This window comes from Aeoliella sp. (assembly GCF_965227375.1).
GTDB lineage: Bacteria > Planctomycetota > Planctomycetia > Pirellulales > Lacipirellulaceae > Aeoliella.
Genome location: NZ_CBDDFX010000002.1, coordinates 731,696 through 751,228 on the forward strand (window position 1 = coordinate 731,696; position 19,533 = coordinate 751,228).

Genomic DNA, 19,533 nt, shown 5'->3' on the forward strand with positions numbered 1-19,533 from the left:
TCGTGTCATTCCGAAAGGAGGCTCGCCGACTGAGGAATCTATGTTGCCCAAGAGCAGGACACGGCCGGGCTTGGGAGCTTGGTGTGCAGACCTCCCCAAATGTGAATGCGTAGCGAGAGGCAAAGTAGATTTCTCGGTCGCTGGACTCCCTTCGAAATGACACGAAGGGCCATAGCACGAGCTGGGACTACAGGTACTCGTTAATCAAATTCTCGATTCGCTCCTGGCGGCCGCTGGCGTTGGGGGTGGCTTCGCCGCGCTCGAGCATCAGTTTCTCGAGGCTTGCCAGGCCATGCTTGCCGGCTTCGATGTCGGCGCCCAGGCCATCGGACCAGCTGGCGTACCGCTCGTCGACGATTCCCTGCAGCCGCCCGTCGGCACGCATCGCCGCGGCGATCTTCAGTCCGCGAGCGAACGCATCCATGCCGCCGATGTGAGCGTAGAACAGGTCAACCGGCTCGAAGCTCTCGCGGCGCACCTTGGCGTCGAAGTTCACCCCGCCAGGCGCGAGACCGCCGTACTTGAGGATCGAGTGCATGCACTGCGTGGTGAGGTAGATGTCGGTGGGGAATTGATCGGTATCCCAGCCGAGCATCACGTCGCCCGTGTTGGCGTCGATCGACCCCAGCGCGCCCGCCGAGCCGGCGACTTCCAACTCGTGGTGCATCGTGTGCCCAGCCAAGGTGGCGTGGTTGGTTTCGAGGTTCAGCTTGAAGTGATCCAACAGGTCGTACTGCCGGAGGAAGTTCAAACACGCGGCCGCGTCGCTATCGTACTGGTGCTTGGTGGGCTCCTTCGGCTTCGGCTCGATGTAGAACTGCCCGGTGAAGCCAATCTCCTTGGCGTAGTCCACGGCCATGTGGAGGAAGCGCCCCAAGTGATCCAGCTCCCGCTCCAGGTTGGTATTCCACAAGCACTGGTAGCCTTCGCGGCCGCCCCAGAACGTGTAACCTTCGCCGCCCAGCTCGTGCGTCACTTCCAGGGCTTTCTTCACCTGGGCGGCCGCGTAGGCGTACACTTCGGCGTTGCAGCTGGTGGCCGCGCCGTGCATGTAGCGACGGTTCGAGAACAGGTTGGCCGTGCCCCACAGCAATTTGATGCCGGAGCGGTCTTGCTCCTCTTTAAGCACCTTGGCCACCGCGTCGAGGTTCTGGTTGCTCTCGCTCAGCGTTGCCCCTTCGGGCGCGACGTCGCGATCGTGGAACGCGTAGTACGGCGCGCCGAGCTTCTCGATGAACTCGAACGCGGCGCGGACGCGGTTCTGGGCGTTCTCGACCGATTCGGTGCCATCGTCCCACGGCCGCACCGCGGTGCCGACGCCGAACGGGTCGCTCAGCGGATTCCGGAACGTGTGCCAGTACACCACGCTAAACCGCAGATGGTCCCGCATAGTGCGGCCTTCGACCACCTCGTCGGCGTTGTAGTAGCGGAAGGCGAGCGGATTGCGGCTGTCCGGCCCTTCGTAGGCAATCGCGTTGATCTCTGGAAAAGCTGGCATAATCGGTACGTTCCGGAGGTTGAAGAGGAGTTCGGGGAAGCGTCGTTTCGGTAAATCCGATTAGCCCGCATTGTAGCCACACGCCTCCAATAGGGGGAGCGGCCCGTTCGTGGACAGATTTGCGCCGGGCGAGTAGGCTGGAGGTTTGGAACGGGTTAGGCAACTTCGTACAGAAATCAGAGATGTGCACCATGATGACGGGCGGCCGCTGTGCGGAGGGTGAATCGATCGGCACGCCGATCCGTAGGGCCGCGCTTCTGCTCTGCTGCTGCCTGCTGTCTGCCCCGGCCGAAGCCACGATCTTGCGGTTCACGACAACCGTTGGCGATATCGATGTTCGAATGTTTGACACCGCCACGCCGGCAAGTGTTGCGAACTTCATGAACTACGTGAACGACGGCGACTACGATGGCAGCTTCTTTCATCGCATGCCGATGGCTTTGGACGACCATGGTCAACTTGGTCGATTTGTGCTGCAAGGCGGCGGTTTCAAGTATACGGAGGCCGGAGGTTTGACGAACGTTCCTACCGACGCACCGGTGGTGAATGAACCCGGCATATCCAATCTGAAGTACACCGTGGCCTACGCCAAACTCGGCGGCGACCCGAACAGTGCGACGAGCGGCTTTTTCTTCAATACTCAGGACAACGCCAACAATCTCGATTCGCAGAACGGTGGGTTCACTGTGTTTGCTCGTGTTGTGCAGGGTTTTGACGTATTGGACACGATTACTTCATTCAACGACTACGATCTCGATGGCGCGGGCAGCACCTTTAACGATGTGCCTCTGATTACGCCGGACGAGGAGAGCCTCGAAGATATGCTGGTGTACATCGAACAGGTTGCCGAACTCGACCTTCCTGCCGGCGACTACAATTTCGATGGCGTAGTCAACCTTACGGACTACACCATCTGGCGCAACGGTCTCGGATCCGAATTCGACGTGCGTGCCGATGGCAATGGCGATGGAGTCGTGGACCAGGCCGACTACAACGTGTGGAGGCAGTCGTACGGCATGTCTGCCAGCGCTGGATTGGCATCACCAATCAACATCCCCGAACCCTCCACCTGGCTTCTGGCCGCAGCCGCTACGGGACTGTTTTGGGCAGCGCGCAAAAAAAGCGGGCCTCGAATGAGCCGGACACACGCCGAGCTGGCATGACGGTCAGGGGCAAGTCAACCGTCGCACCAAATATCATTCGAGGCCCCGCGGGCCAGCGATTCTGGAGCTGCCAGCCACCGCTTGAGCGGCAGCGAGCAACCGGGCACCTATAGGGCAGCTTGCGTGCCAAGGGTGTGTGAAAGTTGCTGTTGTACCCGTTGAGGCCTTGCTGCAAACTGTTGCTGCAATTGGGTTTAGTGTGAGACAGACAAGTGCCCAACAAGTGGTCTTGGGCACCGGTCTGACCGCTGGATTGGGCTACTTTGAGTGGATCAATTTGCTGCAAAGTGTTGGCAAGCGATACACTCTGGCGCTATCGGCCTCTTCGCCCCGCCGATGAGTTCCAAAACGAGACGCGCGTGATGCAACTTGTTTAACGGCAAGTACTTGGGCACAATGAATCGATCCTGAAGGAGTGCCGGGTCGTTTTTCGACCGGGTGAAGCTTCGCCGGGCCGAGTCCCAACTTGAGAACTCACCGAGCACATGACTATCGAATCGACGGCCGAACCGACCGCTGAGCAGCCTCGGCCCGTCCGCCCTCTCGACCTCGAGGCGCGGCGGGTGCTGATGTTGGTGAATCGCAAAGCGGGCTCAGGTCGGGGACGAGCCATCGTGGAGCACGCCACGGAGGCCTTGGCCGAGCACGGACTCTCTGTCGAGCAGATTTCCGATCTTGGAAAACTGCACGATGCCACACTCAGCGCGATGCAGGCCGGCGAGTTGCGTGGCGTGGTCTCGGCGGGCGGCGATGGAACCATCTGCGCGGCGCTCAACTCCACTCCGCCCGGTGCGCCGCTGGCCGTGTTACCGCTGGGCACCGAAAACTTGCTGGCCCGCTACTTTTCGCATCGCCGGTCACCAAAGTCGGTGGCAGACCTACTGACCAAGGGAGTGATTGTTCCCATGGACGCGGGGCAGGCTGGCGATCAGCTTTTCACCACGGTGGTAAGCGCGGGTCTCGATGCCGAAGTGGTGCGAGAACTCCACGAAAACCGCCGTGGCAACATTTCGCACCTCGCCTACGTTGCCCCCCTGCTGCGGACCATCGCCAAGTACCGATACCCCAAGGTCCGGGTTACCTCGGTCGACACAACGGGCGAGGCATTCTCGGCCACCGGCCGCTGGTCGTTCCTGCTGAACCTGCCGCGTTACGCGCTGAACCTGCCAATTGCGCCCAACGCAGTGGGTACCGACGGACTGCTGGACGCCTGCGTGCTGGAACGTGGCTCGCTGGGCACGGGACTATGGTACGTGCTGCAGATGTTGCGCCGCCGGCACCACATGCTCGACAGCGTTCATACCGCTCGCCGAAGCAAGTTTCGCATCGAAAGCGCCGATGGAGAGCCGATTCCGTATCAAATCGATGGCGACCCGGGAGGAATGCTGCCAGTAGAGGTCACGTCGCTGCCGGGCCGTATGTCGTTGGTCGCCAGCCTTGAAGTTGCCCAGCGACTGGGCTTCGAGACTGGCGCCGAGAAGACTGGCGGCGAGCGGGATTGATGCTGCTCGGGCGGTCCGTCAGAATGCGGCGAGCGGGCTGCAAGTTGTAGCCATTGTCACTCGATTACCACTTTTTCTCCTCGCCCCCGAACTGCTGTGCCCAACAACCCTGTTCAGATTGGCTCGTTTCGCTGTGGTCCCGGGGAGCGTTTGTTGGTGATTGCCGGCCCCTGCGTGCTGGAAACAGTCGATGCGGCGGTGGCCATCGCCGAGCGGTTGGCAGCCATGGCCGAGTCGACCGGCGTGCAGCTGATCTTCAAGGCGTCGTTCGACAAGGCAAATCGCACCAGTATCGACTCGTATCGTGGGCCGGGGCTCGACGAGGGACTGCGGATGCTCGAGCAAGTGCGCTCCGCCACAGGCCTGATGACCACCACCGACATCCACGAGCCGTCGCAGGCCGAGCCGGTGGGCCAAGTGTGCGATCTGCTGCAGATTCCTGCGTTTTTGGTGCGCCAAACCGATTTACTGGTGGCTGCCGCGCGAACCGGCAAGGCAGTTAATGCGAAGAAAGGACAGTTTCTCTCGCCATCCGACATGCGGCATGTGGTCGGCAAGCTCTCCGCCAGCGGGTGCGAGAACATCCTGCTGTGCGAACGCGGCACTTTTTTTGGCTACGGCCGATTGGTCAACGACATGCAATCCATTCCGCTCATGCAAGAACTGGGGCCGCCGGTGGTGTTCGACGCAACCCACAGCGTGCAACAGCCGGGCGGGCTGGATGGCAAAACCGGTGGCAATCGGGCGATGGTCGAACCGCTCGCCAGGGCGGCTGTGGCCATGGGGTGCGACGGGCTGTTTTGTGAGACGCATCCCGATCCCGATCAATCGCCCAGCGATGGACCCAACATGGTGCCACTCGACCAGTTGCAGGGAATGATCGAGCGCTTGCTCGCCATTCGCGAGACAGTCGGCCGCCTTTCCTGAATCTTCCTCCACCCTTCGCCAGGCGAATTCCCTCATGTCCAACCGCCGCCGCCATGCGACGCCACTATTGTTGCTGCTCCTCTTGCTGGGAGTGGCCGTGGTCACCGTAGGCATCGCCGGGTGCGGTCAGGACAACCGCAGAGCGTCCGCCGGCGGGCGGGTCGGGCAGTCCGGCGCCAACAGCCAGCGAAGCCAAACGCTACTGAGCACGGCCGCCAACCAGTTGTCGGATTTGCCCAACCAGGCAATCACCGAATTGCGGCCACCCAGGGTCATCCTCGACGCTAGCCAAAGCAGCAACAGCCAAGACGTTGAGGCCATGCTCGTCATGCTTCCCAACGCCGAACGACCCGTGCCTGCACTGAAAGTCACAACCAATAATGGACGGTTTCGCGAGCTCGGCATCCGCCCCGGCGACCTGGTGAAGTGGTACGCCGATCAGCAATCGGAGTTGGCCAATGAGTTCCGCACTGGTGGCGGGCAACTCTCGGCTGAGCAAAGGCGAGAGCTGATGCGACTTCCCGAGGCGGACCGTGCGGAAGTGCTTGAACAGATGCTTAGCGACATGCAAAACCGGGACGAGATCGTTTCGGTATCCGCGTACGAGGTTCCGGTGGCGCAAGTGGTCGATTCCGATACGTTGATCGTCGACTTCTCGGTGCTGACGGAGGAAGAAACCGGTAGGGTTCCGATCGAAGCACCCTTTCGGTTGGAAATCATCCGCTATCGCGATTCGCGACTCGAAGATCTAACGACCGACATCCGTCGCTATGCCCAGCGTGGTGTGCCTGTGTTGGGGTGGGAGCCAAGCCCCGATCGATTGGGCGTCGAACAGATTGTCGAACGGCTGAATCAGTGGCTACGGCAGACTAGCGCCGAAGTCGACTGGCAGCCCACGGAGTTGCTCGCAGGATTGCCGCAGTCGTTGGGCGACAACGAGCAACTGCAACTGCTCGCCAGCGACGAGGCCTTGGACCGCAAGGCGTTCTCCCTGCCAACCGAAGAGAAGCGCATCATTCAGGCGCAGTGTTACGAAGGGCGATTGTTGCAGGAGGCCACTTGGGCACGCGACATCGGAAACCGAGTGACCGAGGGGCAGCGAGACGACGTGGGACGCGTCGATCAACTGTTCGATTGGCTGGTGCGCCACGTCCAGTTGGACGATCCGGATCCTAATCTACCACCCTACCGCCCCTGGCAGTCGCTGGTGCACGGCCACGCCACGGCCGAAGGCCGCGCATGGGTGTTCGCGCAGTTGTGCCGCGAGCAGGACATCCCCATGGTGGTGCTGCGAGTTGGCGGAGAGCAGGGGCCGCTGTGGTGCGGAGCGCTGATCGACGGGCAGTTGCGACTTTACGATCCGCGGTTGGGGCTGGCGATCCAAAACACCGCTGGCGAGACCGCCACGCTGGCCGAAGTGATCGAGAATCCCGAGTTGCTCTCCGAATTGGATCTGGACGACACATCTTACTTGCCCGATGGCACGAAGCTCGACGAACTCGAGGCCAACATCGTGGCGGGACCCTTCGCCTTGTCGCGCCGCGCGGCGCTGCTCGACCTGCGGCTGGCGGGCGACGACTCGCTGCTGCTGTCCGTCGACGCGGACGAACTCGCCAAGACGCTCAAGGAGACACCCGGCATTTCGTCTGCCGTGTTGTGGCCCTATCCTTACCAGGTGATTGCCAATCAGCTGGACTTGTCACGCAACACCCGTGTCCGCGCGACGTGGGAGTTCGAGCCTTTTGTTCACAAGCCGCTGTTGTGGAAAGCTCGCTTACTCTCGTTCCGCGGAAGTAGGGGACAATCAATCGACGCCAACCGGGGTAACTTGCAGACAGCGCAGCACGATTTACGCGATGCGGGCCGGGCGTATCTCAACGGGCGGGTGCGTCCCACCGACGATGAGATTGCCGCGATCCAGTCGGAGGATGCCAATCGCGCGTGGACCGCGGCCAAGGAGAATGCCACTTACTGGCAGGGGCTCCTGTCATACGATCGCGGCGACTACGACGTTTCCAGCAGTTGGATGACAAGAGCGGCCGACTCCCAGAAGTGGCGCGACGGCGCAGTTTACAATCGCGCGCGGGCGCTCGAAGCCACCGGCGAGCCGGGCAACGTGGAGGAAGCTCGCAAGTTGCTCGAGTCGAGCGAAGGCCCGCAAGCTGTAGGCAATCGCCTCCGCGCCAAGCGAATGTCGGCTGCCAAACCAAACACCGACGAAGCCAAGCCCGACGACAAATTGGAGGCCGCTGACGCGGCCGATTCCAGCGACGAAACCGAGAGCACCGACGAAAGCGAGTAGGCAACGACACGGCCGGGGCAACGCATGAACAGTTTTCTCCGGCGACATTGGTTCCTCGCGCTGTTGCTACTGGTCCTGGTGTTGGGCATGACGCTCAGCTCGCACTTGTCGGAGCCCCTCTCGCAGTTTCCCCGCGAAATCGTCGTGGCGGCCGTCATGTTCATTACCGCGCTGCCCATGTCGTTCGGGCAATTGACCCAAGCCGCGCGCAACGTGCGGGCGGTGGGGCTGGCCCTGGTGTCGAGTATGGTGGTCGCGCCGCCACTGGCGTGGCTCGTTGGTCAATTGCTGCCCGACAAGTTGGCTGTTGGCTTGCTGGTGGCCGCTAGTGTGCCTTGCACGCTGGCCTCGGCGGCCGTGTGGACCCGCCGCGGCGGCGGCAACGACGCCATCGCGCTGTTCGTCACACTGGTCACCAATCTGGCCTGCTTCCTGGTGCTGCCGGGTTGGTTGTGGGCGATTCTGGGCGAGCGAGTGGAGCTCGACGCGTGGCAGCTCTCGGGGCGATTGTTGTTGTTGGTGGTGCTTCCCGTGGTGGCTGCCCAATTGTTGCGCCGCGCGCCGGGTGTGATTGGGTTCGCCACGAGGAGCAAGCCACAACTGAGCACGGCCGCTCAAATTGGTGTGCTGTCGATGGTGCTCTTCGGCTCGGTGAGCGCCGGGGAGACGCTGGCCAGTGTTGACTCGTCAGCCATTCCCAAGGCCACCTGGCTGTGGTTGGTGGTGCTCGCCCTGGTGCTGCACTTGTTGCTGTTCGCCATGGGGTGGTTTGGCAGCCGGGTGCTGGGCCTGGGGTACGAAGATCAGCTTCCCGTGGCGATTTCTGGCAGCCAGAAGACGCTGATGATCGGCCTGGATGTTGCGCTGTTGTTCAGCGGCCTGGCGGTGCTGCCGATGGTAGCCTATCACATGGTGCAGTTGGTCGCCGACACGCTGTTGGTCGATCGCTTGAAGGACCGGGCGGAATGAGCCGCCGCGCAGCAGCGCCGGCCCTACCAAAATTTCCACCACGGCCGCTCGCCGCTGCGGAGGACGCGCTCGCTCTGGATGAACTCCTGCCGCCGAACCGGGTCGTCTGCGATGCCGCAAGTGCAGGGTTCGGGCAGGTCGGAGTATCTCACCCCGCCACAACCTGCACAGCGACCACAGCACTCGCAATACGGCACGTCGCACTCCGGGCAGTGGGAGACCTTTTTGCAGCGCCGATTGCCACAGAAGATACAGCGACCGCAACCAGCGCAGATGGAATACTGCGTGTCGACCACCGCCAGGCATCCGGGGCATTTCACGAAGCGGGTCTCAGTCATTCGAGTCATATCCTCGCCGGCAGAATCGGAGTAAACTATCAGCAGGGTGGGCGGGATCGCACACCACTGCCCCATGTTGGCCAGACCGCACACTGGTTGTGACCGCTTTCGCTCGTTTCGTGCGGAATATAGCATTTTCTCACTGTTGGCACCTAACTTGCTTTGATGGCACTCGAATTTGCGTAGCGTCTTCTCTGGATCGGACGAAACTGAGACTCAAAGTACACGGTTATGGCAGACCAAAAACTCGACTTGCTGCTGGTGGACGACGACGCTGAACTGCGCGACGCCATGCAGGCCTACTTTTCCTCTCTTGGCCATCGGGTGGCCGCCGCCGACTGCGGCGAGTCGGCACTCGGCACGCTGGCCAGCCACAGCTTCACCGTGGCGGTCGTCGACATGGTGATGCCCGGCATGTCGGGGCTCGACCTGTTGGCGAGGATGAAGGAAGAAACCCCCGAATGCGAGGTGATCCTGCTCACTGGTCAGGGCACCATCGAGCGCGCCGTCGAGGCAATGAAGCTCGGCGCCTACGACTTCCTCACCAAGCCGGTGCGGATGAAGCAACTGGAAACGGTGGTCGCCAAGGCGGGCGAGAGCGCGAAGATTCGCAAGGAGAACACCCAGCTCCGCGCGCTAGTCGCTCGCGGAGCGCCCAAGCACAAGATGATCGGCAACTCGCCGGCCATGCAGGAGGTGTTTCGGCTGATCGAACGGGCCGGGCCCAGCGAGAAGCCGATCCTCATCCAAGGCGAGAGCGGCACCGGTAAGGAGCTGGTCGCCCGCGCCCTGCACGACGCCAGTTGTCGGGCCGACAAGCCGATGGTGGTGATCAACTGCGCCGCGCTGCCCGAGCCGCTCCTGGAAAGCGAACTGTTCGGCCACGAGAAGGGAGCGTTCACCGGCGCGGCCACCTCGAAGCCTGGACTCTTCGAAGTGGCCGACGGTGGCACGCTGTTCATCGACGAAATCGGCGAACTGGCCCCTGCCCTTCAGCCCAAGTTGCTGCGAGTGCTGGAAGATGGATCGTTGCGTCGCGTGGGTAGCTTGAAGGAACGCCGCGTCGACGTGCGGTTGATCGCTGCGACGAATCGGGATCTCAACGCCGAGGTGGAAGCCCGCCGGTTCCGCGAGGACCTGTTCTACCGCATCAACATCATGACCATCATGCTGCCGCCGCTGCGGGCGCGAACCACCGATGATGTGTTGCTGCTGGCCGATCACTTTGCCGGCGGCGGGTGGGAATTTGATCCCGACTGCCGCGAAGCGATCGCCCACTATTCCTGGCCGGGCAACGTGCGTCAGTTGATTAATGCCATCGAACGAGCAAAGATCCTCTCCGACGACGAAGTGCTGCGGAAGGAGAACATGCCTCCGGAAGTGCTCGGCAACACCAGCTCGTCGGGCTCGGCGATCGTCGCTCCGGAAATCGACTTGGCCGCCTTGACCCGCGCCCGTGTGGTGCAAGCATTGCAACACGAGGGCGGCAACAAACTGCGGGCCGCCAAATCGCTGGGCGTGAGCCGCCGGAGCTTGTACCGATTGATTGAAAAGTACCATATCGATCCCAGCGAAGTCGGTTAGCGCTTCAACAGGACGTAGGCGGAATCGATAGCTTGACCAACGACCAGCATAGTTCGAACATGGCGCCCGCCGAACTGCGGGCGGCCCACACGCCGGAGCGTATCCGCCTGCGCCTGGAGGCGCCGGTTGGGCACAGCTATCTGCGCGATTTCGTGTACGGAGCGATCGACGGCACCGTGACCACGTTTGCCGTGGTTTCCGGCGTCGCGGGCGCGGGACTGTCGGTCGGTGTAATCATCATTCTGGGCTTCGCCAATCTGGTAGGCGACGGCTTCAGCATGGCGGCCAGCAATTACCTGGGCACCAAGGCCGAAGACGAGCAGCGGAAGAAAGCTCGCCGCATCGAGGAGGAGCATATTCGCAACTACCCGGAAGGCGAACGCGAAGAGATCCGGCAGATATTCGCCAGCAAAGGCTTCGAGGATGAACAACTCGAGCACGTGGTGGAAGTGATCACGGCCGACCACAAACGATGGGTCGACACCATGCTGGTCGAGGAACATGGCCTGCCGCTGGCTGGCCCCTCGGCGCTACGGGCGGCGACCATCACGATGCTGGCTTTTGTCGCGGTGGGGCTCATCCCGCTGCTGCCGTTCGTGGCCGACTTTGCCTACCCCGGCATGATTCCCACGCCTTACCTGGTAAGCACGGTGATGACCGGGCTGGCGTTCTTCCTGGTGGGGGCCGCTAAGAGTTGGTTCATCGACGAATCGTGGCTCCGCGCTGGCTTGGAAACCTTGGCGGTGGGCGGAGCGGCGGCGCTACTGGCCTACGGAGTTGGTGTCCTATTCGGCGGTTTGGTTGGCCACGGCACTGTGATTTCGTTGTTCACCTTCTCCACCCCGTTGGCGCGGATGGCGGTTTCTTGCGCAAGCTGCTTGAGATAGAAGGTTGGTACCTCGCCCTGCAGGACGACCACGTTGGCGTCGAGCTGGCAACTCACGCCGCTGAGGCCTGGGTGAACCGCGTCGCCCAGCAAGGATGCAAGCGTAGTGATGGGGGATTGTGTTTGCATCTTTGGCGCACCTTGCCCTGTGTCGGATGAAGGTGGAATCATGGTATTGTCCTCAGTGAATCCAACTCCCGAGGACACGCCCAGGGGTTGGCATTCGTACAGCGGAGCAATTCACGTGCCGCGCGCCGGACGCTGGGGCGCGTTCCAGAAATCCAAGGGGCAAACTGCCAGACGTGCGCGCACCGCGGCGCGCAGCGATGCGCGCGGGTGCGCGGGAAGGCACAGCAAACAGGCGATCTAGTCCGATTGCACCGGTTTTGTCGGGGTCGGAGGCTCGATCGGCAGCACCAATTCGAGGGCCGCGCCGCCCAACGGCGAGACGCCCACCGCGAACGTTCCGCCGTGGGCTTCGACAATTCGGAGCGCAATGGCCATGCCCAACCCGGTGCCTTTGGCTTTGGTGGTGTAGAAAGGCTCGAAGATGCGCTGGCGCTGTTCGATGTTCATTCCGGGCCCGTTGTCTGCCACGACAACGCGAACGGCCGAGTTGCCTTGCAGCACCGCCGGCACGGCCGATACTCGGATTTGCACCGGATCGTCGCAGGCGGCCAGGGCGTTCTCGAACAGGTTGCGAAACACCTGTCCCAGCCGAAATCGGTCGGCATGGCATTTCAGGAGTTCGTCGTCCAGTTCCTCGGTGAACTCCACCTCGCGATCCGATCGCTGAAACGCCACAGCGCTCCAGGCCTCACGCCAGATGCTCGCCAGCGACGAACGTTTCCGCTCCAAATGCAGCGGTGCCGCGTAGTTTCGCAGCTCCTCCAGCAAGGCGTTCAGCGCATCGTTGGCCCGTTCGACGGCGTCGAGCTGCGCACAAAGCGGCTCGTTCCCATCCCCGTGCAGTCGGGCGACTTCCACGGCAATCTGGATTCGCTGCAACGCGTTGCGGCTTTCGTGCGCCAGGCGAGTCATCGCCTCGCCCAGTACGGCCAGCCTTTCGGACTGCACCAGGCGGCGTTCGGCTTCCTTTTGCTCCGTCAAATCGTGAACGATACCTGTAAACAACCGGCCGCGGTCGAGTGGGATCTCGCTCACCGAAAGCTGCAGCGGGAACTGCCGGCCGCTCTTGTGCAGCCCCACCGCTTCGCGACCGATGCCGATGATCTTTCGCTCCCCGGTCGTCAGGTATCGCTCGATGTAACCGGCGTGCTCCGAACTGTAAGGCTCGGGCATCAGCATCGAGATGTTTTGGCCGACAACCTCTTCAGCCGAGTAGCCGAACATCCGTTCGGCCGCCGGGTTCATCGACTCGCACCGCCCCCGCTCGTCGATGGTGATGATGCCTTCGACCGCGGTTTCGAGAATCGCCTTCAGGCGTGCTTCCCCCTCTTGGGGGAGGTCTGCGGGGGATTTCGGGCGGTCCGACATAGCATTCCGATCGGTCAATACTCAGGGTCCCACTTGTGGGAACGTGCGATAGCGTGCACACGTCCGATTGTCGACATCCACCAGCCCGGACGCAAGGCAACAGGCGGCCAAATGGCGGTGTGCGTTGCCGCACGTCCAGCGATTGAAAGAGGGCAATTTCCACCGTCGAGTGCCCTGCCCTGCGGCGGAGAAAGGGTCGATTTCTGGCGGTGAACTCGGTACCGGATTTGCACGTAGAATAGATAGGCTCTCCGACCACAGGCGCCTGTCGGCAAGCGTTGCGTTTTGTGGCGCCCCCGTAACAAAAGGAGCGGGCCATGAACCTCCACTCCGTATTGTGCCCGACCGACTTCTCTGATTCGAGCGATGCGGCGCTCCGGTACGCATCGCTACTGGCCTCCGAGTCGGGGGCGAAACTGCATCTGCTGCATGTCGTCGACGAAAGCGCAGCCTACTGTACCGAGTACACAGGCATGGGCTACATGGCCGACATGACCCAGCGACTGGAACATGAATGCCAAGAACTCCTGGATAAGGTTTCACCCACCCGGCCGGTTCCGTTCGAGCGGCACATGCAACTTGGCACCCCGGCCAGGACCATCATCGACTTTGCCGACCAACATGCGGTAGACTTGATAGTCCTGGGATCGCATGGCCGCACTGGGGTTTCGCGGCTGCTGATGGGCAGCGTGGCCGAAGCCGTGGCGCGCGGTGCCAAGTGTCCCGTGCTGACCGTGAAACATCCGCCAGCGGTAGCGGATGAGGATGGAATTCCTGCCGATCAACGAGTCGAGGAAGGCCAGTTTATTTAGAACGCAATGGAGTCAGGTGTAGCGTGGTATCGCGGTGCCGCCAACGCTACTCGCCCAATGCGGCACGCAGTAAGGAGCGGTTAAGATGAGCGATTGGTTTGGAGGTAAGACAGTACTGGTTCCCGTTGACTTCAGCGATGAGAGCATCAAGGCGGTCGACGAAGCACTGACCATGGTCGATTCGGCCAGCCAGGTACACGTGCTGCATGTGGCGGCCGACCTCGATATCACCACGCCGGGCGTGGTGTGGGAGACCATCAGCGAAGACACGCAGCGAAGCAACGTCCAGAAGTCGTTCAGCAAGACGTTTGCCGATTCCAAGTACGAGGGCGTCGTGTACCACGTGTTGTTTGGCGATGCTGGGCATCAGATTGTCGAGCAGGCCAACGCGATTAACGCCGACGTGATCGTCATGCCGACGCACGGTCGCACGGGAGTCCGCCGAATTCTACTCGGTTCGACCGCCGAACGCGTGTTGCGGCTGGCGCACATTCCGGTGCTGATGTTGCGGCACTAAGAGCTTGCCGCTAGTCCTCGCTATCCAGCGCGGTTCCGTCGTCGATGGTCGGTAACCGGTAGCACGCAGCTTCGAGATTGTTGCGCACCAGTAGCAGCGCACCGGACATTGCGGGATTGTTCCACGTGATACCATCGTCGGTGAGCATCTGCGCGGCGGCCAGCTCGACGTACTTCTCGGGATTGCACTCGATGAGCACGCCTTCGCCGGTTTCGCTGATTACGAAGATCACATTGCCCACCAGCATGATCTGCCCGTGGCCAAGACCGCCTCGGCGGCGTTTCTTCCACTGCACCTTGCCGGTTTCGATGTCGACGCACGACAGGAGCGTGTGGTCGAGTCCGTACGCGTAGCCGTCGCGAATCACCAGGTTGGCCAGTTTGGTCTTTAGAACTGGCTTCTTCCAGATCTTCGTTGCGCGCCAATTGTCGCCGTCGCGCGTGATCTGCATCAGGCGGCTGCCGACCGAGTAGCCCTTGGACACCAAGACTCGATCACCCGCCAGTGGGATTGGTTGCGAACACGATGCGGCGCCGGAGGAGCTGCCGGACTGCTCGAACTCCCACAGCAGCTTGCCATCGCTGGCGCGGTAGCCGCACACCGAGGACTCTTCGACCTGGATAATCTGTGGCTCGCCGGCAATCACTGCGTACACCGGCGAGGCGTACGACGTCACGGGCTTGCCGCCGCGCCAAACCAAGTCGCCGGAATCTCGGTCGAATGCGACCAGGGTGGTGTCATTGGTGACCGAATCGCCCGACTCTTTCTTCGCTGCTCCGCCGGCAACCACCACCAGGTTCGAATCGGGCACCACCAGCGGCGAGGCGGCGTTGGCCCACAATAGCGGCTCGATGCCAAGGTCCTCGAGGTCGACGGTCCAAATGGCCTCGCCAGTTGTAGCGTCCAGGCAGTTCACAATTCCGGTGCCACCCATCGTGTAGATGCGCTGCTCGTAAATCGTGGGCGTAGCGCGGGGGCCGATGCCGCCCAGGCCGCCCTGCATGGTGCCGGGGTCGTGCCGCGCGGGATCCGCGTGAGTCCAAACGACTTCGCCGGTCGACAGCCGGTAGCAAACCACCAACTCATCCTCACCACGCTGCTCCTGCGTGACAGCGTAGTCGCCCACGATGGCGAATGCCGACCAACCGGCGCCGATGGGCTGCTTCCACACGAGATCTGGCGGCGCGAATTTCCAGTCGTCAGCGAGCTCAACGTCCTGCACCTCTGCCCAATAGCCACTGCCGAGGAAGCGCGGATAGTCGCGCGGCGTTTCCTCCCAGTGCTCGGCTACGTCGCTGGACTGGAGCGAGTCGAGTTGCTCGTCGGGGTCGGCGCTCCAGGAGAATCGCACCGCTTTCCAAGCTCCGTCGCCATCGTAATCGACATCGAGACTCGAAAACCCGGCCACCACCACTGCCGCTACCGCGACGCGAAGCAGCCACCTTTGGGCAAAGCTCATCCGCTTCACGGGTGGCCAGCTCACCAGCAACCACACCAGCGGCACGAGCCACGCCAGGTTCAGCATGATCAGCGAGAACACCACCTGTTGGTCGGAGTCGAGGTTCAGCACGCCGGGCGCCCAGATTAGCGCGGCGAGAATCACCAGCAGGCCCCACCACAAGACGGGAAACCAGCGAACGGGCCACGAGGCCCAGGGCTTACTATCAACTGCGGGGTCCGACGACATGTCCAAGCCGACCTTGTATATTGAGTACTTACCAGTGCGAGCGACCGCAGGCGAGTGGCCCGCCGCGGCATGCACTAGATGGTAGGCCGCCACCAACGACCGAACAACGCCAAACCCGATGAGCTCACCCAAGAATGCCGCCGTCCGTGGGGACACACGTCCACTATCCGGCAAAACCGCGCTGGTGACCGGCAGTTCCAGCGGCATCGGTCGAGCGATGGCCGTGGCCCTCGCCACCGCGGGTGCGGACGTCCACTTGCACACCCGCAGCAACACGCGCGGCTTGGAGGAGGTCCGCAATGAGCTCGTAGCCATTGGCGCTGGCGGAGTCGACTTTCAGTTCGACCTGGCGGAAGCGGCGATCGATGAAAAATTCGTGAATGCTGCTTGGGACGCTGGGCCGGTGGACATTTGGATCAACAACGCTGGCGTCGACGTCCTCACGGGCGAGGTAGCCCAGTGGTCGTTCGACGAAAAACTGGCCGCGCTGTGGGCCGTGGACGTACGGGCCACGATGTCGCTCAGTCGACTGGTCGGCGAGAAGATGCAAGAGCGCGGGGCCGGTACGATTATCAACATCGGCTGGGATCAGGCCGAGGTTGGCATGGAGGGCGACAGCGGGCAGATGTTCGCCGCGGTGAAAGCCGCCGTGATAGCCTTCACACGCAGCCTGGCCCGAACGCTCGCTCCGACGGTGCGCGTGAATTGCATCGCGCCAGGTTGGATCCGCACCAAGTGGAGCGGCCAGGCGAGCGACTACTGGGACCGCCGCGCGCGGGCCGAGGCCCTGCTCGATCGTTGGGGCACGCCCGAAGACGTTGCCGCCGCGGCCGTGTTCCTGGCCTCGCCCGCGGCCAGTTTCATCACCGCTCATGTGCTTCCCGTGAACGGTGGATTCGCGGGAACGTATCAAGGTCCTCGGGATGGTACCGACGAGGTGTAGCTCGTCGGCTATTGGGCTCACCAGGGGCGATGTATTCATTTCTCGCAGAAGTTAGCACCACTTTGTCGCGCGATCACATTCAATTTGTCACCGGTCGACTGGCCGAGCATTCGCTCCGCGGGGTGGTGGAGTCGCTTGCGCCGCAGGTCGGTTTCGACTACACGATCAGTGTGCTGCCGATCACCGTGGCCGCGCTAATGACGCCCGAGTGGATCGCCCGCAAGCTGACGATCGAACCTGCCGCCACGCGCATCCTGCTGCCGGGCTACTGCCAGGGCGACGCGGGGCCGATCGCCGAACTTGCCGGTCAGCGCGCGATCGAGTTTGGCCCGCGCGATCTGCGACGACTCGCGGAGCACTTCGGTCACCGACGCGAGCCCGAGGGCTACGGGGCGTACGACATCGAAATCCTAGCGGAGATCAACAATTGCCCGCGGCTCGTGCTCGACGAGATCCTCACCATCGCCCGACGTTACGCGGCCGACGGGGCGGACGTGATCGACCTGGGCTGCGATCCCGATGGGCCGTGGCTTGGCGTGGCCGACGCCGTGAAAGCGGTGCAGGACCTGGGATTGCGGGTGTCGATCGACAGCCTCGACCCACGCGAAATCGCGCCAGCGGTCGCTGCCGGTGCGGAGTTGGTGCTGTCGGTGAACTCCAGCAACCGCGAAGCGGCCGTTGATTGGGGCGCGACGGTGGTCGCTGTGCCAGACGACCCTCGCACGCTGGCCGGCTTGGACGAGACGGTCGATTTCCTCGCGACGCATCGCGTTCCGTTGCGGATCGATCCGATCTTGGAGCCTATCGGTTTCGGCTTTGCAGCGAGTCTCCAACGGTACTTCGCCACACGCGAGCGTTACCCCGATGCCGAGATGATGATGGGCATTGGCAACTTGACCGAACTGACCGACGTCGACTCGGCGGGCGTGAACGTGCTGCTATTGGCCGTGTGCCAGGAGCTGGGCATTCGCAGTGTGTTGACCACCGAGGTGATCCGCTGGGCCAAGTCGAGCGTCCGCGAGTGCGACATCGCACGGCGACTGGTCCATCACGCGGTGATCGAAGGCGTGCTGCCCAAGCACGTCGAGCGGCGGCTACTCACGCTGCGCGACGAGCAAGTCACCGAGCCAACGGACGAGGACCTGGAGCGACTCGCCGAGCAGATCAAGGACAACAACTACCGCATCTTCGCCAAAGACGGTGAGGTGCATCTGGTTACCAGCGACTTGCATCTGGCCAACGCCGATCCGTTCGCACTCATGAAGCAGTTGCTCGCCACGGGCCCGGCGAACCTCGACGCCAGCCACGCGTTCTATCTGGGATACGAGATGCACAAGGCGCTGACTGCCATCTCGCTCGACAAGCAGTATCAGCAGGACGAGGCCTTGGACTGGGGGCATCTGACTCGCGAAGAGAACCGGCACTACCTGAAGTCCCGCCCGCAGAAGAAGCAAGCCGACGAATGACCCACAGCCGCTCCGAGCCCGATACGAGCCTTACCCAGCCAGAGCAAGGCTTGCCGGTGGTCCGCCCGCTGCCGGTGGAGATCACCGCGCTCGACGCATTCCGCGCGCTGCGGGCGTTGCCGCACGTGGTGTATTTCGATAGCGCGATGCCCCACGAACAGCTCGGGCGGTACTCGTTCGTGGTGGCCGATCCCTTTCAGTGGCTCACCGCGCCGGCGGATGGCTCGGATGCACTGGGGATGCTCGAAGCCGAGTGGCAAAAGTACCTCACCGCGACAGTCGAAGGGCTGCCGCCGTTTCAAGGTGGTGCGGCCGGCTTGTTGGGTTACGAACTCTGCCACAGCCTCGAACGTTTGCCCCGCCCCGAGTACGACGAGTTCCAAGTGCCAGCGCTCGCTATGGGGCTGTACGACGTAGTGGCCGCGTTCGACCATCAGACGGGCCAAGGTTGGCTTATTTCGCAGGGCTTTCCCGAAACAGAACCCGCGCGCCGCCGCCAGCGGGCGCTCGAGCGCTGCGAAGAGTTCTACCAGCTGATACTCTCTCCGCCAGAATCTACCGACGCGCCGGTCAGTGAGACGATCCGTGCAGCAGAGCTTGCTCCGCAGTTCGACGTCGGCGAGGGACTCACGAGCGATTTCTCGCGCGAGGCGTACCTCACCGCGGTCGCCCAGGCGGTGGAGTACATTCACGCGGGCGACATCTTTCAGGTGAATCTCTCGCAGCGGCTGCTTCTGCCGGCCAGCAGCAGTTCGGCTGATCTGTATGAGCGGCTCCGCGAGCGCAACGCGGCGACTTTCGCCGGCTACTGCGACTTGGGCGAGTTCCAAATCGTGAGCGCTTCGCCCGAGCGTTTTTTGCGCGTGGCGGGCGATCACGTGGAGACGCGGCCCATCAAGGGCACTCGCCCGCGGACTTCCAGGCCCGAAGCCGACCTGTTCGCCGGCGACGAGCTGTCGCAGAGTGCGAAGGATCGCGCCGAGAACGTGATGATCGTCGACCTGCTGCGAAACGACCTGTCGCGCGTCTGCCAGCCGGACAGCGTGCGGGTAACGCAGCTTTGCGGCCTGGAGTCGTACGCCTACGTTCAGCACCTGGTCTCGGCCGTGGAAGGCAATCTGCAACCGGGCAAGACGTCGATCGACTTGCTGCGGGCGTCGTTCCCCGGAGGTTCGATCACCGGCGCGCCGAAGGTGCGGGCGATGGAAATCATCGCCGAGCTGGAACCCACGGCCCGCGGTGCGTATTGTGGTTCGCTCGCGTATATTGGTTTCGACGGCGCCATGGACAGCAACCTGCTGATCCGCACCATCACCGCTGGCGGTGGTTGGTGGCAAGTGCCGGCCGGGGGAGGAATTGTCGCCGATAGCGATCCGCGGCGCGAGTACGAAGAAACCTGGCACAAAGCTCACGGCATGCTGCGGGCGCGAGACTAATTGGCA

Annotated in this window: 17 protein-coding genes; 12 read left to right on the top strand and 5 right to left on the bottom strand. The window is 62.6% G+C overall.

What is annotated here, in order from left to right; genetic code table 11:
- Window positions 1–187: 187 nt before the first annotated feature.
- A complete protein-coding gene (gene xylA, locus ACQK2L_RS16065) occupies window positions 188–1,498 on the bottom strand; it encodes a xylose isomerase (RefSeq protein ID WP_425398044.1) in 1,311 nt (436 codons plus the stop codon).
- 182 nt (window positions 1,499–1,680) lie between these two features.
- On the opposite strand from xylA, the gene ACQK2L_RS16070 reads away from it, so the two are divergent.
- From ACQK2L_RS16070 to ACQK2L_RS16090, 5 genes are all read left to right on the top strand, one after another.
- Window positions 1,681–2,661: a peptidylprolyl isomerase gene (locus ACQK2L_RS16070; protein WP_425398045.1), complete on the top strand. Its 981-nt coding sequence runs from the start codon at window positions 1,681–1,683 to the stop codon at window positions 2,659–2,661.
- A 485-nt stretch (window positions 2,662–3,146) separates the two neighbouring features.
- Entirely contained in the window at window positions 3,147–4,163 is a 1,017-nt protein-coding gene (locus ACQK2L_RS16075) for a diacylglycerol/lipid kinase family protein (RefSeq protein ID WP_425398046.1), read from the top strand.
- 63 nt (window positions 4,164–4,226) lie between these two features.
- On the top strand, window positions 4,227–5,090 hold the full coding sequence (gene kdsA, locus ACQK2L_RS16080; protein ID WP_425401099.1) for a 3-deoxy-8-phosphooctulonate synthase: 864 nt from the start codon (window positions 4,227–4,229) through the stop codon (window positions 5,088–5,090).
- A 34-nt stretch (window positions 5,091–5,124) separates the two neighbouring features.
- Window positions 5,125–7,392, top strand: coding sequence for a transglutaminase domain-containing protein (locus ACQK2L_RS16085; protein ID WP_425398047.1), 2,268 nt, complete (start codon window positions 5,125–5,127; stop codon window positions 7,390–7,392).
- 24 nt (window positions 7,393–7,416) lie between these two features.
- Window positions 7,417–8,361 (top strand): bile acid:sodium symporter family protein, encoded by a 945-nt coding sequence (locus ACQK2L_RS16090; protein ID WP_425398048.1) that lies wholly within the window; start codon window positions 7,417–7,419, stop codon window positions 8,359–8,361.
- A 23-nt stretch (window positions 8,362–8,384) separates the two neighbouring features.
- Here ACQK2L_RS16090 and ACQK2L_RS16095 read toward each other — a convergent pair whose 3' ends face one another.
- Window positions 8,385–8,699, bottom strand: a complete 315-nt coding sequence (locus tag ACQK2L_RS16095) for a hypothetical protein (RefSeq protein ID WP_425398049.1) — start codon at window positions 8,697–8,699, stop codon at window positions 8,385–8,387.
- Between the two features lie 231 nt (window positions 8,700–8,930).
- On the opposite strand from ACQK2L_RS16095, the gene ACQK2L_RS16100 reads away from it, so the two are divergent.
- Both ACQK2L_RS16100 and ACQK2L_RS16105 read left to right on the top strand, forming a co-directional pair.
- Window positions 8,931–10,283: a sigma-54-dependent transcriptional regulator gene (locus tag ACQK2L_RS16100; protein ID WP_425398050.1), complete on the top strand. Its 1,353-nt coding sequence runs from the start codon at window positions 8,931–8,933 to the stop codon at window positions 10,281–10,283.
- A 32-nt stretch (window positions 10,284–10,315) separates the two neighbouring features.
- Window positions 10,316–11,170, top strand: a complete 855-nt coding sequence (locus ACQK2L_RS16105) for a VIT1/CCC1 transporter family protein (RefSeq protein WP_425398051.1) — start codon at window positions 10,316–10,318, stop codon at window positions 11,168–11,170.
- On the opposite strand, the gene ACQK2L_RS16110 is transcribed toward ACQK2L_RS16105, so the two are convergent.
- Both ACQK2L_RS16110 and ACQK2L_RS16115 read right to left on the bottom strand, forming a co-directional pair.
- Window positions 11,053–11,340: a BON domain-containing protein gene (locus ACQK2L_RS16110; RefSeq protein ID WP_425398052.1), complete on the bottom strand. Its 288-nt coding sequence runs from the start codon at window positions 11,338–11,340 to the stop codon at window positions 11,053–11,055. The genes ACQK2L_RS16105 and ACQK2L_RS16110 overlap by 118 nt on opposite strands.
- A gap of 195 nt (window positions 11,341–11,535) precedes the next feature.
- A complete protein-coding gene (locus tag ACQK2L_RS16115) occupies window positions 11,536–12,666 on the bottom strand; it encodes a two-component system sensor histidine kinase NtrB (RefSeq protein WP_425398053.1) in 1,131 nt (376 codons plus the stop codon).
- 317 nt (window positions 12,667–12,983) lie between these two features.
- On the opposite strand from ACQK2L_RS16115, the gene ACQK2L_RS16120 reads away from it, so the two are divergent.
- Both ACQK2L_RS16120 and ACQK2L_RS16125 read left to right on the top strand, forming a co-directional pair.
- Complete coding sequence (locus ACQK2L_RS16120; protein WP_425398054.1) at window positions 12,984–13,478, top strand: universal stress protein; 495 nt, start codon at window positions 12,984–12,986, stop codon at window positions 13,476–13,478.
- Between the two features lie 85 nt (window positions 13,479–13,563).
- On the top strand, window positions 13,564–13,995 hold the full coding sequence (locus tag ACQK2L_RS16125) for a universal stress protein (RefSeq protein WP_425398055.1): 432 nt from the start codon (window positions 13,564–13,566) through the stop codon (window positions 13,993–13,995).
- Window positions 13,996–14,005: 10 nt separating this feature from the next.
- On the opposite strand, the gene ACQK2L_RS16130 is transcribed toward ACQK2L_RS16125, so the two are convergent.
- Complete coding sequence (locus ACQK2L_RS16130; RefSeq protein WP_425398056.1) at window positions 14,006–15,814, bottom strand: PQQ-binding-like beta-propeller repeat protein; 1,809 nt, start codon at window positions 15,812–15,814, stop codon at window positions 14,006–14,008.
- Between ACQK2L_RS16130 and ACQK2L_RS16135 the strand changes: the two genes are divergently transcribed.
- From ACQK2L_RS16135 to ACQK2L_RS16145, 3 genes are read left to right on the top strand one after another with little or no spacing between them, the layout of a single operon-like run.
- Window positions 15,801–16,625 carry an SDR family NAD(P)-dependent oxidoreductase gene (locus tag ACQK2L_RS16135; protein ID WP_425398057.1) on the top strand — a complete coding sequence of 275 codons (825 nt, stop codon included), beginning with the start codon at window positions 15,801–15,803 and terminating at the stop codon, window positions 16,623–16,625. The two genes, ACQK2L_RS16130 and ACQK2L_RS16135, sit on opposite strands and share 14 nt — an antisense overlap.
- A 29-nt stretch (window positions 16,626–16,654) precedes the next feature.
- Entirely contained in the window at window positions 16,655–18,091 is a 1,437-nt protein-coding gene (locus ACQK2L_RS16140) for a DUF6513 domain-containing protein (protein ID WP_425398058.1), read from the top strand.
- Window positions 18,088–19,527, top strand: a complete 1,440-nt coding sequence (locus ACQK2L_RS16145) for an anthranilate synthase component I family protein (protein WP_425398059.1) — start codon at window positions 18,088–18,090, stop codon at window positions 19,525–19,527. Before ACQK2L_RS16140 ends, ACQK2L_RS16145 begins: the two co-directional genes overlap by 4 nt.
- Window positions 19,528–19,533: the final 6 nt, after the last annotated feature.